Annotated in this window: 12 protein-coding genes; 4 read left to right on the forward strand and 8 right to left on the reverse strand. The window is 62.1% G+C overall.

The annotated features are described in order from the left end of the window. Window positions 1-3: 3 nt before the first annotated feature. Complete coding sequence (locus EV688_RS12020) at window positions 4-2,220, reverse strand: TonB-dependent siderophore receptor (RefSeq protein ID WP_162883931.1); 2,217 nt, start codon at window positions 2,218-2,220, stop codon at window positions 4-6. Between the two features lie 410 nt (window positions 2,221-2,630). Between EV688_RS12020 and EV688_RS12025 the strand changes: the two genes are divergently transcribed. Together EV688_RS12025 and EV688_RS12030 are read left to right on the forward strand one after the other, a co-directional pair. Next, a complete protein-coding gene (locus EV688_RS12025; protein WP_117318469.1) occupies window positions 2,631-3,521 on the forward strand; it encodes a trigger factor in 891 nt (296 codons plus the stop codon). Then, window positions 3,518-4,882: a sulfotransferase family protein gene (locus EV688_RS12030; RefSeq protein ID WP_117318468.1), complete on the forward strand. Its 1,365-nt coding sequence runs from the start codon at window positions 3,518-3,520 to the stop codon at window positions 4,880-4,882. Before EV688_RS12025 ends, EV688_RS12030 begins: the two co-directional genes overlap by 4 nt. On the opposite strand, the gene EV688_RS12035 is transcribed toward EV688_RS12030, so the two are convergent. The 3 genes from EV688_RS12035 to EV688_RS12045 all read right to left on the reverse strand — a co-directional run bounded on the left by EV688_RS12035 (window position 4,852) and on the right by EV688_RS12045 (window position 7,866). Then, on the reverse strand, window positions 4,852-5,955 hold the full coding sequence (locus EV688_RS12035; protein WP_117318467.1) for a histone deacetylase family protein: 1,104 nt from the start codon (window positions 5,953-5,955) through the stop codon (window positions 4,852-4,854). The two genes, EV688_RS12030 and EV688_RS12035, sit on opposite strands and share 31 nt — an antisense overlap. Beyond that, entirely contained in the window at window positions 5,956-6,495 is a 540-nt protein-coding gene (locus EV688_RS12040) for a GNAT family N-acetyltransferase (protein ID WP_117318466.1), read from the reverse strand. It lies immediately after the preceding gene. Window positions 6,496-6,600: 105 nt separating this feature from the next. Beyond that, window positions 6,601-7,866, reverse strand: coding sequence for an MFS transporter (locus EV688_RS12045; RefSeq protein WP_117318465.1), 1,266 nt, complete (start codon window positions 7,864-7,866; stop codon window positions 6,601-6,603). A 210-nt stretch (window positions 7,867-8,076) separates the two neighbouring features. Here EV688_RS12045 and EV688_RS12050 point away from each other — a divergent pair, with 210 nt between their 5' ends. Both EV688_RS12050 and EV688_RS12055 read left to right on the forward strand, forming a co-directional pair. Further along, window positions 8,077-8,658 carry a hypothetical protein gene (locus tag EV688_RS12050; RefSeq protein ID WP_117318464.1) on the forward strand — a complete coding sequence of 194 codons (582 nt, stop codon included), beginning with the start codon at window positions 8,077-8,079 and terminating at the stop codon, window positions 8,656-8,658. Beyond that, window positions 8,577-10,109, forward strand: coding sequence for a GTPase domain-containing protein (locus EV688_RS12055; protein ID WP_165876888.1), 1,533 nt, complete (start codon window positions 8,577-8,579; stop codon window positions 10,107-10,109). The genes EV688_RS12050 and EV688_RS12055 overlap by 82 nt, the downstream gene beginning before the upstream one ends. A 50-nt stretch (window positions 10,110-10,159) precedes the next feature. Here the strand turns inward: EV688_RS12055 and EV688_RS12060 are convergent, their stop codons facing one another. The 4 genes from EV688_RS12060 to EV688_RS12075 all read right to left on the reverse strand — a co-directional run bounded on the left by EV688_RS12060 (window position 10,160) and on the right by EV688_RS12075 (window position 14,811). Next, complete coding sequence (locus EV688_RS12060) at window positions 10,160-12,064, reverse strand: GGDEF domain-containing protein (protein WP_117318462.1); 1,905 nt, start codon at window positions 12,062-12,064, stop codon at window positions 10,160-10,162. A gap of 301 nt (window positions 12,065-12,365) precedes the next feature. Continuing rightward, entirely contained in the window at window positions 12,366-13,928 is a 1,563-nt protein-coding gene (locus EV688_RS12065) for a cation:proton antiporter domain-containing protein (RefSeq protein ID WP_117318460.1), read from the reverse strand. Between the two features lie 78 nt (window positions 13,929-14,006). Further along, window positions 14,007-14,597 carry a Crp/Fnr family transcriptional regulator gene (locus EV688_RS12070; RefSeq protein ID WP_205686661.1) on the reverse strand — a complete coding sequence of 197 codons (591 nt, stop codon included), beginning with the start codon at window positions 14,595-14,597 and terminating at the stop codon, window positions 14,007-14,009. A 13-nt stretch (window positions 14,598-14,610) separates the two neighbouring features. Then, entirely contained in the window at window positions 14,611-14,811 is a 201-nt protein-coding gene (locus EV688_RS12075) for a YgaP family membrane protein (RefSeq protein WP_117318456.1), read from the reverse strand. Window positions 14,812-14,813: the final 2 nt, after the last annotated feature.

Below are 14,813 nucleotides of genomic sequence, written 5' to 3' on the forward strand. Positions count from 1 at the left end.
TCATCACATTGTGTAGCGCAGGCCGACGGTAATGCGCTGCTGATCAATGAACATGATGCCAAAACCGGGATTCCCCTGCTTCGCGACCAGAATGTCCTCGTCGAAGACGTTCAACCAGTTCGCGTAGATCTGGAAGTTCTGCAAGCGGCCGTCGCGGGGCGCGTAGGATGCATTGAGGTCAAAACGCTCGTGGGCGCCAGCCTCCAGCGCACCGAAGCGATTAACGTTGGTCGGACCGTCAATGAAGCTGTAGTCACCGCTGATTTTGAGCGTGGCACCAACCCGAAGACCTGCCATGGGGCCTTCCAGGAACTCGTAGGTGCTGATGATGGCGCCCGCGTGCTCCGGCACGGTCCGCGGTGGTGCCGAGCCACTGTTGGGGTCGGTGATATTGATATCGGACCAGGCGTAGTTCGCGGAGACGTTCCAGCCGGGCAGTATCTCGCCGACGATCTCGGCTTCAAGGCCCGTGGCCTCCTGCGCACCTTCCAGGACCGTGCTGCCGAACCCACCGAAGGAGCCGAGGAAGGAACTCGACACCTCGATGTTGGTGATCTCGTAGTCATACAGCGCCAGCGAGGCACCGACCGCGCCGCCGAACATCTCGGTCTTCAGGCCGATTTCGTGCTGCTCCATCTCCTGCGGCGCGCTCACGTTGTTGCCGTCAGCATCGGTGAAGGTTTGCGGCTCAAAGCCCTCGCTGTAGCTGTAATACACCCGCGCGTCGTTGACGAAGCCCCAGTCGTCCAGAATGTCGTAGGTGGCACCAAACCGATAGACCTCCTGCTCGAAACCGACGTTGGTCACCTCCGGCGGATCGTTCACCACATTGGCATTGATGGGAATGGTGGTGACCGTGTTGTTCTTCTGGTAGAGCACCCCGAACATCAGCCGCAGCCGGTCGGTAGGCTTGAGAAGCACCTGGGCGCTCAATAGAAGGTCCTCCGTCTCCTCCAGTAGTTCCTGGCGAACACCGAAGACCTCCTTGCGACTGCCCTGGATCGGGTTGAAATCCGAACCGTCTGCGAAGCGCGGCTGGCCGTCGTAATCGTCACCGTACATGCCGATAGTGCCAAACCCCTGGAACGCGGAATTCAGCAGCTGGAATCTGTCCGGGTTTTGGTTATCGCTGTACTCGGCGGCGAGAAAGAACTCGTGGTTCTTGCCCATGAGATCGAAATCGCCACCGAGGGTCTGGCGCAGGGTGAGTTCCTCACCATCGCGCTCGATGTCGTAGGTATAGATGTAGATCTCGTCGTCACCCAGCGAGTAGGCACCGAAGGGGCCGAACGGATAGAAATAGGACAGGTCCTCGTCGTACTTGTTCCACGCCACCTGGGTCGTGGAATTCCAGCCGTTGGCGAATTGGTGCTCGAGTTCAAGAATGCCGAAGTGCATATCCAGCGTTTCCCGGGACTGATCCGGGTGCGAAAAATACCACTGCTCTGGATCCACGTCGGGCAAGGCCAGCGAGCCGTCCGGCTGCTCTATCAGTGCACCACCATCCCAGGGATCCATCGTGCGTTCCTGATGGTGCAGGGTTGCGCGGAGCGTCGTCATCGGCGTGATGTCCCAGGCAACGGAGCCCAGCACCATGAACTTCTCGTTGGGAAAGTCTTCCTGGTTGATGTCGAGCGGCAGATCGAACTCATCGTACTTGACCACGAAGCGACCGGATACAGTGCCGGCATCGTTGAGCGGGCCGCCGATGTCCAGGGAGTAATTCTGCGTATCGTAGTTGCCAAACTCCACGCCGACTTCCGCGCGCGGGGTTCGCAGCGGCCGCTTCAGGATGGAGTTGATCTCACCGCCGAAGGAGCCAGTCACGCCGTACAGGACCGTCGCCGGGCCGCGGACAATCTCGATGCGCTCGGCGGCGTAGGACTCGACGGAAGTCAGAATGTTGCCAAACAGGATGTTGTTCACGCGGTGGCGGCCATTGAAGATGCCGCGCATCACGATCTGCTCGAAGCCGAAACCGAAGCCGGACCGCTGCACGCCCGGCACCAGGTCCGTGGCCTCGTAGGCGGAATCGGCGTTGATGGTGTTCATCATCTCCGGCGTGATGACCGTGACCGCCTGGGGGGTGTCGATCAGTTGCATGTCCAGACCGGTCGCGGTGTTCTGCTCTTCCGGCCGGAACTTGCGCGCGACGCCGCGCACAACGATTTCTTCTATCGTCCCCTGGTTGGCCTGCTGCACGGCTTCCTGTGCGGACACTCCCGTGCTCGCGGTGCCGGCAGAAACGAGCGCGGTGGACGTGAGAAGTGACTGTAAATAGCGACTGCGTGAAATTGGTCGGCTGGACATTGTCTGAGGACCCTCTGTTGAAAGCATAAAACGCCCCATAAAGACAGCGCCGTCGGACATCGGCGCTTCAATAGCGGCTTGCGAATAGTTGACCTTGTGGAGTTCGCGGGGGTTCTTCTGGCCGCTTGAAACAACACTACCCTCTGGGCATGAACGCCAGCAGATATTGTTTACACCACTAAAAAATTTAGTATACATCATGTACTTGCGCGAGCCAAATTCAGCGATGCGCCACTCTGGGGTCAGTTCCCGGTAGGACCTGGCCCCAGGGTGGCCTGCTATACTGCGCGACATTTCTCACCGACGCTTCGGAGTTCACCATGGAGCCCGCCCGCATCCTCGCTGAACACACAGACGGCCTGCGCCATGAATACCGGGTAACTCTCGACCCGCAGCAGGTCAGTGAGGCCGTGGATGCGCAGCTGCGAAGGGCCGGGGCAGGGCTGGCAGTGCCGGGTTTCCGGCCCGGACGCGCCCCGCTTGCGGTCCTGCGCAGCCATCACGGCAGGCGCCTGCGTAATGATGTCGTCGACCGCCTTGCCATTGGCGTCGCTCGCCGCCTGATTGCTGAGCGAGGTCTGTCCCCACTCGGCCGCCCGTCCATTCACATCGACACTGCCGCGCCGGAAACCTTCGTCCTGACGGTAGAGGTCACGCCCGAAATCACGCTGGGCCACATGGCAGACATCCACATCCATCGGCTGCAGGTCGAGAATGGCGATGCCGGGAGCAAGGACCTCGCCCAGGAATATGTGCGACGACAGTTGTTCGACGCGCTGATCGCGCAATGCGCCTTTCCGGTGCCGGGAGACTGGGTCGACACGGAGTATGCGGTGCTGATCGCCGGCTACCGCGATGCGGTTGGCGAGGAACCGGATCCGGCAACCCGCAGTGATCTTGAAGCCATCGCCGAGCGTCGGATCCGGCTGGCGCTTCTGCTGTCCGAGGTCGCTCGCGGCAATGCGATTGAGGTACCCCGGAGCGAAGTCGAGCAGCGGGTCGAGCAGATTGCAGACCGCGACCCGGAACACCAGAACGAGATCATCGATTACTACCTGGATCACCCGACCGCCATGGCCGAGCTTCAGTCGCCCCTGCTGGAGGCGCGGGTCGTGGACTTCATTCTTGAGCACTGCCATATCAGCGAGGAAACGGTGGACGCAGAGCACCTCAGAATGCTGGTGCTAGGTGATACCGCGGATGCGTCGTGAGTGCCGCTTCAGACCGGCGGACGCTGCTGCAGAAAACCCTGCAGCAGCCGACAAACCCGGCCATCCATGAGCAGCTCGCCCGCGTGTTGCTCGCGCAGCGGGATTTGACGGCCCTCGCCGCGCTGCAGTCCGTGCTCGATGAACGCTTTGGCGATCACCCTTTCACCCACCTGATTGCCGGCCACGCGGCCAAGGCACGCGGCGATGCAGACGCTGCCGCGCAGCGCTATCGTCGGGCTCTGGCACTGCAGCCTGCCTCCGGCGAGGCCCAGTACAACCTGGTTGACCTGGAAGTCGACCTGCAGAGCGCCGAACGCAAGCGCATTGCTGAACTGGCTGAAAGCCCTGCTGGAGATACACTGCCAGCCGCAGACCGCATCAATATTCACTTTGCGCACGCCCGTCTGCTTGAGCGGGCGGGTGAGGCGGAGCCGGCCTTCGCTCATTACCGGCTCGCCAACGACCTGGCGAAGGCAACGCTTGACGAACGCGGCATCCGCCACGATGCCGCGAGCGCCGAACGACAGCTGCAAGCCGACCTGAAAAACTGGCGCGCCGGGTTGTTCGAGAACCCCTTGCCGCCTCCCGGCATCGATCTGACGCCGGTTTTCGTGACCGGTCTGCCCCGCTCGGGGACCACGCTGGTCGAACAGATTCTCGCCAGCCATCCGCAGGTCTGTGCGGGCGGCGAATTGACGCTGGGGCCAGGGGTGCAGCAGGCCTTTCGCCAGCAGCTCGGTATCGGACCTGCCGACCCACTGCCATCGCCCACGGATACGGCGCTGCGCGAAGCGCTCGCGCGCGCCCGCGAGCAGTATCTGAATGGGTTGTTCGAGCACGGACTGGACGCTCGCTGGGTGGTTGACAAGCTGCCAGCCAATGCAAGGATTTCCGGCTTTTTACGCCTGCTGTTCCCCGACGCGCCAATTATCCACTGCCGGCGCGCGCCCCAGGCACTGGCCTGGTCGCTGTATGCGGCCAACTTTGCAGCGCACGAGGCCTGGTACCACGACCTCAATGACATGGCTGGCGTCTTTCAGCGCCACGACCGCTTGATAGCGCACTGGCGAACCCTGCTGCCGCCGCCTTTCATCGAGTTGACCTACGAGACACTGGTGCGGGCACCGGACGTGCAGATCCCTCGCCTGCTGGCTGACTGTGGCATTCCTTTCGACGCGGCCACGCTGCAGCCGGAGTTGCTTGACCGACCGGTCTTCACTGCCAGTCATGCCCAGGTCCGCAGGCCGATCCACAGCGCTGCCATCGCGCGTTGGCGGCCGCAGGCGAAACATCTGGTGCAGTTCGCATCAGTCGATGACGCTGAAGAAGCTCAGCCATCCTCATTAAATGCCGAGCGGTGAAACTCGGCAGCATGCTCGGCTTCCCTGACACCACTTTCCCGCAGTTCGGGAACGTCACCTCCCGACAGCACCTCAAGCACGGCATGAACACCACGCGACAGTGAGGAGAGGTTATAGCCGCCCTCCAGAACCAGGGCCAGTCGACCATCGCAGTGCTTGTCGGCGATGTCCTGAACAATGCGCGTAATGACGCGAAAACCATCGTATGTGAGATTCAACGCCATATCGTTGCGGTGAGCATCAAAGCCCGCCGAGACCAGCACAAGGTCGGGTTTGAAGTGGTCCGCTGCCGGTACCAGAATCTCGCGAAACACCTTTTCAAAGGCAATATCGCCTGCGGATTCCGGCAGCGGTACATTGATGGTGTAGCCCTCGCCGAGGCCATCACCGATTTCCTCGAGGTCGCCAGAGCCCGGGTAAAAGGGTGCGGCGCAGTGGGTATCGAAAAACAGCACGTCCGGGTCAGCCCAGAAGATATCCTGGGTGCCATTGCCATGATGGGCATCCCAGTCAATGATTAGGATGCGCTCACAGCCAAGCTTTGCCTGTGCATGCGCGGCGGCGACGGCGACGTTGTTGAGCAGACAGAAGCCACGGGCACGCACCGGCTCGGCGTGATGACCGGGCGGGCGAACCAGCGCAAAGGCGCTGTCCGCCTCACCTTTCACGACGCACTCTACTGCCGCAATGGCATTGCCAGCGGCGGCAGTGGCCGCATCGATACTGGCCGGCGATACCGCCGTGGTGTCCTTGTCCAGCCAGGCGCGCTTGCCCGCCAGCGACAGAATATGATCGAGATAGGAGGTTGTGTGCACACGCGCGAGTTGCTCGTAGGTGGCGGATCTGGCACCCGTGCAAATCTTAACACCGGGCACAGGGTGTTCATCGAGATGCTCCTTGATCTCCGACAGGCGGCCCGGGTGCTCCGGGTAGCTCCACTTGAAGTCCAGCCCCTCCAGAACGCTTCTGACTCGCTTCTCCACTCGACTGGGCAGAAAGGGCAGCTCTACCTCAGGGTTGTGTTCCAGCATGATCGGGTCATAGAACACGTGGACACCACGATCACCAATCATTCAATTCTCCAGAGCGGCCCTGACCGTGGCCGTGTACGCTGCGGCACGAACGCCGGTGGTCTTGAAGCCCATTCGGGTCCAGACCGCCTTTGCCTGTTTATTGGTTGCCGAATATTCCAGGATCAGCTCATGGGCATTGTGGCGTTCGGCAAATGCCACCAGCGACTCGAGCAGCGCCCGGAAAATACCAAGGCCGCGAAACGCCGGTTCCACCCAGACATCATCAATAATGCCAGAGCGCAATTCTACCGACTCCGCCTGCTCCCAGATGCCCTGACTGCGCCAGACGTAAACATAGCCCATACCCACAAGCCCGCTTTCGGGGTGATCCGCCACATACAGCCGCTTGTTGTCCTCAAGCAGCGCCGCGTGCAGCACCGACAGCAGGCGCTGATATTCTTCTTCCTTGAGTGTCTGTGGCGCGGCGCCGGACACATGTAGCGCCAGTTTGACCAGAAATTCAACGAGCACCGGGAGATCCGCTTCCGCCGCTTCGCGGATCACGAAGCGCGGCTTTTTTCTGCGCTGTATCGTCACCATGGTTCATGATGCCTGTCCTCCCGGTGCATCGCAACGGCGCCGCCGGTGGCGGCGTTGATTTCAAAAAAAACGCTGGACCTCCCACAGGGGCCCAGGGCTGCTCACTCAAGGCTGTTCCTCGGCCTCGCGTTCAGCCTCCGCGTGCTCGGCGGCCCAGGCCCCAGCGGCCTCTACCGCCACGGGAGACGTACTGGGCAGCACACCCAGATAACTCTCCGTCTCCTGCACCGGAACCACCGCGCGCTGGGTCATGCGGTAAAGAGCGTACAGAGCGATCGTTGAAAACGTTGCGCCGAGAACCAGCCAGAACGCGAACGGATCCATCACCTGCATCGCCCAGCCCGTGATCAAGGGGCCGGTAATTGCGCCCAGTCCGAACGTGAAAACCAGTCCACCGGAAGCGGCCGGCATGTCCTCCGCCGCCAGAAAATCGTTGGTGTAAGCCAGAAACAGCGCATAGAGCGGCGTTGTGACGCCGCCGGCAAAGAACGCTGCCGCCATCAATGGCAACAGCCCGCCGCCCGTCACCCAGCCCGCGGCACAGGAGGCAGCGCCGAGAGACGCGGCCGCAAATATCAGCTTGCGCCGATCCATCTGGTCCGAGAGCCAGCCGATAGGATACTGCAGCACCAGTGCGCCGCCGAACATCATTGCGACAAACAGGGCGATCTGTGACGCGGTCAGTCCAATCTGCGTGCCGAAGACGGCTCCCATGCCAGACTGGGTCGCATAGACGCTGCCGAGCAGGAAGATCCCCACGGTGCCCAGCGGCGAACTGACAAAAAGGTGGCGCAGCGACATGGGACGCGCAACGTCAACCGCCGGCACGGGAACGGCGGACAGAAGAATGGGCGCGAACGACACCGATACCAGAATCGAGGCACAGATGAACAGGACAGACGTGCCCGCGTCCCCCAGAGTGAGCAGACCCTGCGCGCCGATAATACCCAGTGTCTGCGCCATCATGTAGGCCGACAGTACCTTGCCCCGGGTCTCATTGGTTGCGGCATTGTTGAGCCAGCTCTCCGCGGCGACATAGATACCTGACATGCAGAAACCGACCAGCACTCTCAGCAGCGTCCAGGCCCAGGGTTCGGTGATCAGGGGAAAGGTGATCAGGCCTGCCGACATGAAACTGCCCAGCGCCGCAAAGACGCGCACGTGCCCCACGCGTCGGATCAGCAGCGGGGTATAGCGCGCGCCGGACAGGAAACCCATGAAATAGCCCGAAGTGACAAGCGCCAACTCTGCAGCCGAGAACCCCTCAATGCCGCCGCGCAGACCGATCAGCGTGAAATGCATGCCGTTGCCCAGCATGATCAGCAGAACCCCGAGCAAGAGCGCCCATACCCCTGACAACATTTTCATCATCGCGCTGTCTCTCGCTACCGGCGGCGTTTCCGACAGTGTCCAGCCTAGCGCAGTCCAGCCTCAGATGCAGTGCTGACCGCCTGTGCGGTAGCTGAGACGCAGGCTGTCGATCCGGTGCATAAGCTCTGGATATTTCAGTTTGAAATATCCCCTGTTTGCTGCGACTTTAAGCTCACATGTCCGCGGAAAGTCGGCCACGAGTCTCCCATCATGAAAAGCCAGATATCCGAATTCTGCACCGAATTCAGTGAAACCCTGTTCCCCCTTTCCCAATTGCTGGGAGATACGGTGGACCAGATGGAAGCGGTAGACAGCGCCTCCGAAAAGGAACTCGTCACGGCGTCGTTTTCCAACATCTTTCACCGTCTGGAGGCTCTAATAAAGAAGGTACAGGGTCAGGAGGCCTACGTACTGCTTTTCGGTCCCTTGAAGAGCGGCAAGTCCACCCTCATCAATGCGATCAGCGCTGGCTACGTCAGCGAGGTGACCAGCCTGCCTGCCTACCCCTGCATGGTCTACCTGAAGTATGGCGAGACACCGTCCTACTCGGTATTCCGCTATAGCGGCAAGCGGGAGGAGCTCGATTCCCCCGAGGCGCTCAAGCATCTGCTGGAGCAAAGTCACCGCACACTATCGGAACGTATCCGCGCCATGGACGATTTTGGCGAGACCTTTGATCCGACCACACACCTCCCTCCGCAATCCGGCGCGTGCAGGTGGAACTGCCAGCCAGGAACCTGCGCGAGTCGGGAACGGTCCTGGTGGACACCCCGGGGCTCTACAGCAAGATGAAGTTCGGGTACGACTTCATGACGCGCGAATTCCGCGACAGCGCCGCCTGCGCCGTATTCGTGGTCAAGACGGACAACCTGTTTCTGGAGCAGGTGTTCGACGATTTCAACGATCTGCTCGAGCAGTTCAGTCGCGTGTTCGTGGTGGTGAATATCGACAAGAACAAGAGCGACCTGCAGGCCGACGGGAGTCTCTCGCCCAGCCTGGAAAGCCGCGACCCGGACAGGATTGTCGAGGCTTTTGAAATGCTCACCATGAGCGCACCCCTGCGCCGGGCATCGGAAACAGGACGGCTTCACCTGTACCCGATCGACCTGCGTTCGGCGGCCGCACGGCGCCTTCAGGCATCAGCCGCCCCGGTGGAGCCACTCACGCAGGGCGACGAGGCAGCGGATGAGCCGGATGCCTTCGATGACTTCCTGAACGACCTGATGGGCTACCTCAACAGCACGGATTACCTGCGCGAGTTCATGACCGACACCATCCGTCAGTCGGGGAAGCTCTGTGCGGAAATCAGGCAACACTGCGCATCACATCTTGAAAGCGTTGTCGACGCCGAGCAATCGCGCCAGCGAACGACCCTGGATGCCATCGCCCGCAAACAACAGGCGCTGGAGGTGGCAAACACAACCGCCCCAGTGGAATGGATGGCTGACACTCTGGGTCGACTGAAGCGGGAGAGGGAGGAGAGCGTCAACACGACCCGTGCGACATTCAGGGAAGCGGCGCAGCCCGCTATCGCTACCTGGCTGGAATCGGATGAGAGCCTGGAGCAGCTGAAATCCACGTTGAAAGGACTGATGGACGAGAGCTGCCAGCGCTTTCTGGCCGAAGAGGAAATACGACTCACGGCATGTGCACGCTCGGCCCATGCCGGATTCTCCCTGTCCAGCGCTGAGGCCGAGTCTTTTGCCATTCTGGGGATAGACCTGCCCAGCCTCGCGGACGAGTCGCTGAGTGAAAGTGCCTCACCGGCGCTGGATCCGTCCGGGCAGGCGCCCGATCTGAATCCGTTTCCCGTGCGCATGGGGTTCACGGACAAGCTTCTGTTCCGCTCGCCGGACACGGTACGCAAGCGGCTGTTCAAGGATCCCGCACAGGAAATTCCGGCCAGGGCCAAGCGTGGCAAGCTGGAGGACAACGCCGGCGAGGCGATTTTCGCGCTGGCCGAGCCCGATTTGAAGCAGCGACTGGAACAGCTGTCGGCCAGGATCGGCGAATCCGCGGTAGACGCCTATGTCGCAGGCGTCTCCCGACGCGTGCAAGCCGCCTGTACAAAAGTCAAAAAAGACCTGGACGACCAGGAAGCGCACGCCAACCAGACACTCGCCAGGCTAACGGAGCTGAAGGAGAAATACCGTGGGCTCTCCGATCTTGCGGAGGAGGTCTCCGCCACTGTTCACGATCTGGAGGAAAAGCACGCACCGGAGCTGGAACTGACCTCAGGCTGATGGCTTCCGACCGCTCTACGTTTGCGCAGCGTCAACCCGGCGCTGAAGCGTCACGCCACAGGCGCGGCTTCAATCCGGTCCTTGCCGCCTGCCTTCGCGCGGTAGAGAGCTTCGTCTGCTGCTGAATAAAGCGCTTCCGCGCTGGCGCGTGACCGGGTGACAGCAGCCACGCCGATACTCGCACTCACGCGCAATGTCTCGCCACCTGCGCTGACCACATGCAGTTCCCTGATGGCAAGCAGTGCACGCTCGGCCACCGTGCAGGCGCCATCCACTCCGGTGCGCGGCAGCAACATCAGGAACTCTTCACCGCCGATCCGGGACAGCTCGTCCCCGGGGCGCAGGAGCGCCGACAGCGCGGAAGCGATCTTCTGCAGGACGCGGTCGCCTGCGGGGTGGCCATGCTGATCATTGACGCTCTTGAAGTCATCGAGATCCAGAAGCACCATTGAGAGCTCGCCCCGCGCCGGATCCAGCTCCTGCAGGCGGGACGCCAGACGGTCAAAGGCATGGCGGCGATTGCCGACACCGGTGAGAGGGTCGAGGATTGAGAGCTCCCGCAATCGGCGCATGTCGCGCAGCCGCCAAAGCACAATTCCACCGAGGATCAGTCCGCCAACGACAAGCAAGACCGTCCAGAAACGTTGTTGGCGCAGATCTCGGCGCTGCTTGTCCAGTTCGAGAGATCGTACCCTGGCCTGCTGCTGCAGAAGCTCGATGCGCAATGCCTGGCGTTCGTTCTCGAGACCTTCACGCCGGCTCTGCTGCCGCTCCGCTGCGTTTTCCTGCTGCAGCGCTGTCTTCTCCCGGTGAAATACCACCATCGCTTGATAGGCCGCTTCAAAGTTGCCGAGCGCGGCCTCCATCTCCGCCTCACTTCGGCGGAGGTCGATCTCCCAGCGCGTGCCGCGGAGTTCCGGAATGGCATTGATAATGGACTGCGCTCGCGTCAGGGCACCCCGGGCTGCCTGTGCATTGCCTGCCTCGGCCTGACAGACGGCCACGCGTTTCAGCAGTTCGGCCTTGTAGTCCTCGGGCCCGATCGCCGTCAGCGCCCTGCCGATGACAGCGAGTGCCTGCTCGCAGTCGCCGCGGTCGCCGTGTGTGCTGCCAAGCCCGTACAGCGCCATGAAGCGCCCGTGAGTATCCCCTCGCGCCTCGGTCATGGCTCGGTACCGATCAAACGCCGCGAGTGCCTCAGGGTAGTCGCCGGCGTAGCGGTGGGCCGTTGCGAGCCCGTAAACCGCCTCACCGCTAAACACCGCGTACCCGACCTCGTCGTAGTCCTGCAGCGCCAGCCGATAATGTCGGATCGCCCGGTCATACTCGTCGATGTAGGTGTATAGCACGCCAAATACCTCGTTCACCGCAGCGACCAGAAAAATGTCACCCAAGGCCACGGCGTCGGCGTGCGCGCCCTGAAGCTCCTCGACCGCCACGTCATGGCGACCCGCGAGGGTCAGGGCATAGCCGAGTTCGGCGCGGGTCAGAGTCGCAATGCGTGACAGGCCGGCAGCGCGCGACTCTCGAACGGTCGCTTCAAGCTGCACGATCGCCTCGGTATAGGCGCCCGCCCGCAGCAGGCGAACGCCCTCATGAAAATGCAGCATCTGGCGCAGGCGTGCCGGAGTATCTTCTTCCAGCGCGTCGATACCACGCTGCACCGTGTCGGCATAAACCTCGTCGACGTGCAGATACTGAAGTGCCTGCGCCAGCAACAGATAGAGCGCGACGCGCTCGTTGCGACCCGCCGTCCCAGCGCCTTGCGCAAGTGCTTCAAGGGCTGCGCGAGCCTGCCATGGGTCCTGCCAGACACGCGGCTCGAGGGCCTGGAGTTCTTGCGCCAACGACTCCTCCAGGGCTTCCGGCAACAGGCGCGGCTGGGCGCTGACGAGTGTCGCAATGACGGCCAGAGGGGCCACAAGCGCACGTAGCGAGAAAGTCAGAACGTTCAACGAGCGGATATTCCAAGAATTAGGACCCACAAATAATAACACCGGGACCGACGCAAAAGCGGAAGGGGCGACCGGGCTGTGACAGCCATCGAGAAACTGAGGCGCTGCGCGCACTTTGGGGTGATGCGGGAAGCCCCGGCTACACGTGCTTCCAAAAAGTAACGGTGACGCAGAGTGGCAGCAGGACCGAACTGCCAGGCAGCGGAAGCATAATGACCCGGTTGGTTACCATCCCCGGTATTGCCATTCCTGGCTATCTCGCGATAAGACTCTTTTATGCAATGAAGCAGGCTGGGTGAAGTCAGGGCACTGCGGGCCCGGCGCTGTCCAGCGCACCGACGGTTCGGTCCGCCAGGCCCATGCCTGCCTGGTACATCGTCAGGTAGGTGTGCGTGGCGCCCGCCTCGGTAATGCGCGCCACGTGGTCCTCATGCAGGGCGTGGGACACGATGGGCCCGGTGAATCCCTTGGCACGCAGGCTGCGCGCGGCGACCACCTTGGCCTCGATGTCATCCATGGCCAGTACGGCGGCCTTGATCGAGGAGACATCCACACCGCGCCAGAAATTGCTGTCCTCGGCATCGGCGAACACCACGTTGCGACCGGCGTCCCGATGGGCGATAGCCTTGTAGGTATCACCATCCAGGCCCGCCGGTGATTTTCCCTGGGCGCAAAGATGATCATAGGCGGCGGTGCCCGTCCGGCCCATGCCAAAAATGAGAATATCGGCGGCACCCAGATCCGTGGGCTGCTCATCCGGATGCATGGCACGGCGTTCGAAGCGCTGCAGCCGGTCCTCAATACGCGCAAACAGGGGGTGGGCCATGCGGTTCAGGGGCGCGGCAATCACGAAGGAGATCGAGACCGCGAGAGCCAGCGGTACCAGCCAGTCCTGCAGCACCACCGCGGCAACGATCAGGCCGAATTCGCTGTAGGCGGAAAGGCTGACGGCGGCGAGAAACGATGTGCGGGCGCGAAGCCCGAAAGCGATCAGCAGGAAGAAAAACAGCATACCCTTGAGCGGCAGCATGACGCCCACGCCAAGCGCGAACAGCAGTGCTTTCAGATCCGGCAGGCCGGACATGCCGATCTCGAGAAAGAACCCCACGAGGAAAATCTCCCGCAAGGCCCACAGGGACTCCGAGAGCTCCTTGGCCCGCTGATGGCTGGACAACAGCACGCCCATCAGGAGGGCGCCAATTTCCGAACTCAGCCCCATGGCCTCGAAGCCCATACCGCCGATGACCAGCGCCAGCATCATCCCCATCAGCACCAGCAGCTCATCATGGCCGGCAAAATCCAGAAGCCAGTGCATCAGCGGACGTAGCAGCGGCAGTCCGAATACCGACAACGCCCAGATGTTGGGCGTCTGCCCGCTCCATATGGCCAGTACCACGAGGGCAATCACATCCTGGACGATGAGGATGCCAATCGCGGTACGGCCATGGAAAACCGCCAGCTCTCGCTTCGACTCCAGCAGCTTCGCCGCCAGCACGGTGGAAGAGAATGAAAGCGCAATGGCCAGCAGGAGCGCCGTGTTCCAGTCCACCCCGACGAAGTAGAACAACCCGGGGGCAAACACGACAACGCTGATGGCAAAGTGCAGCAGTGCCCCACCGAGAACCTGTGGCTGGGCAATCTGCCGCAGCTTGAGTTTCAGGCCCACGGTGAACAGCAGAAGCAGCACGCCCAGGTGGGCCACGTAGTGCAGAATATTGTCCGTATCGGCGGGCAGACCAAGGCCGGCACCAAAAATATTGATCGCGAAACCGGCAGCCAGAAAACCCACCAGGGGCGGCAGACCTACCTGACGCACGGCCAGGCCGAAGAAAAACGCAAAGCTGATACAGATGACTTCAAACATGACCGGCGCCTTGTCAGTCGCTCGCCCTGGCGGCGGAGCGCCGATGTTACCGCACGAATGCCATCATGCGCGACGGCTTCAGCCGTCGTCGGCGATGTCGTCCAGCGCGTCGCGGTCCAGCAGCGTGACCTGCCCGCGCTCCATGCCAACCAGATTGGCGGCAGCGAAGCGCGCCAGCTGGCGGCTGACCACCGCACGTCCGGAGCCGGTCTCTACGGCGAGCTGCTCGTGGGTAGCCACCACCTTGCCGTCGGCATTTGCGAGGCGCAACAGGGCCCGGGCGAGGCGCGCCGTGAAACCTGTCAGCGCGACATCCTCGACCAGGCGCTCAAAGTCGCTGAAGCGATGGGCGACAGCCGTAAATACCTGGCTGCGGAAATCGCTGTCACCGGCCAGGCGGCGATGGAAATCGGCCGCTGACATGATCTCCGCCGACAGCGCCGTCTCCGCGACCCCGCAGGCGGCATAGTCACGCCCCTCTACCAGGCAGGAGAACGTCTGCAGACAGATATCACCCCGCGAGACACGGTAAAGCACGATCTCGCGACCGCTCGCGGCGGTCAGGGTGACGCGCAGCGTTCCCTCATGCAGAATCACGAAACCCCGACAGGGGTCGCCCGGACGAAAAAGTACCGTTCCGGCCTCAATGCGCTGAGGCGCAGCGCTCACCGCCATTGCGCTGCTACGGCGTCTGCCGGGGTGCCGGACACGTGCGAATGCCAAGCAGACTGTAGGCGGGACAGACACCGAGCAGTCCCGTCGCCAGGGGCACCAGACCCAGCCAGCCCCAGGCTGTCTGTGGGCCGACAAACACCAGTGACAGAATGCCGAGTCCGACGATGGTGCGCAGAACGCGATCGATGGTTCCTTCGTTGCGTTGCATGG

This window comes from Chromatocurvus halotolerans, assembly GCF_004340525.1.
GTDB lineage: Bacteria > Pseudomonadota > Gammaproteobacteria > Pseudomonadales > Halieaceae > Chromatocurvus > Chromatocurvus halotolerans.

Bases quoted from the DNA above. Each gene is read 5' to 3' on its own strand.
- EV688_RS12025 (WP_117318469.1), top strand. From the start codon at position 2,631: ATGGAGCCCGCCCGCATCCTCGCTGAACACACAGACGGCCTGCGCCAT.
- EV688_RS12035 (WP_117318467.1), bottom strand. From the start codon at position 5,955: ATGATTGGTGATCGTGGTGTCCACGTGTTCTATGACCCGATCATGCTG.
- EV688_RS12040 (WP_117318466.1), bottom strand. From the start codon at position 6,495: ATGGTGACGATACAGCGCAGAAAAAAGCCGCGCTTCGTGATCCGCGAA.
- EV688_RS12045 (WP_117318465.1), bottom strand. From the start codon at position 7,866: ATGATGAAAATGTTGTCAGGGGTATGGGCGCTCTTGCTCGGGGTTCTG.
- EV688_RS12050 (WP_117318464.1), top strand. From the start codon at position 8,077: ATGAAAAGCCAGATATCCGAATTCTGCACCGAATTCAGTGAAACCCTG.
- EV688_RS12065 (WP_117318460.1), bottom strand. From the start codon at position 13,928: ATGTTTGAAGTCATCTGTATCAGCTTTGCGTTTTTCTTCGGCCTGGCC.
- EV688_RS12075 (WP_117318456.1), bottom strand. From the start codon at position 14,811: ATGCAACGCAACGAAGGAACCATCGATCGCGTTCTGCGCACCATCGTC.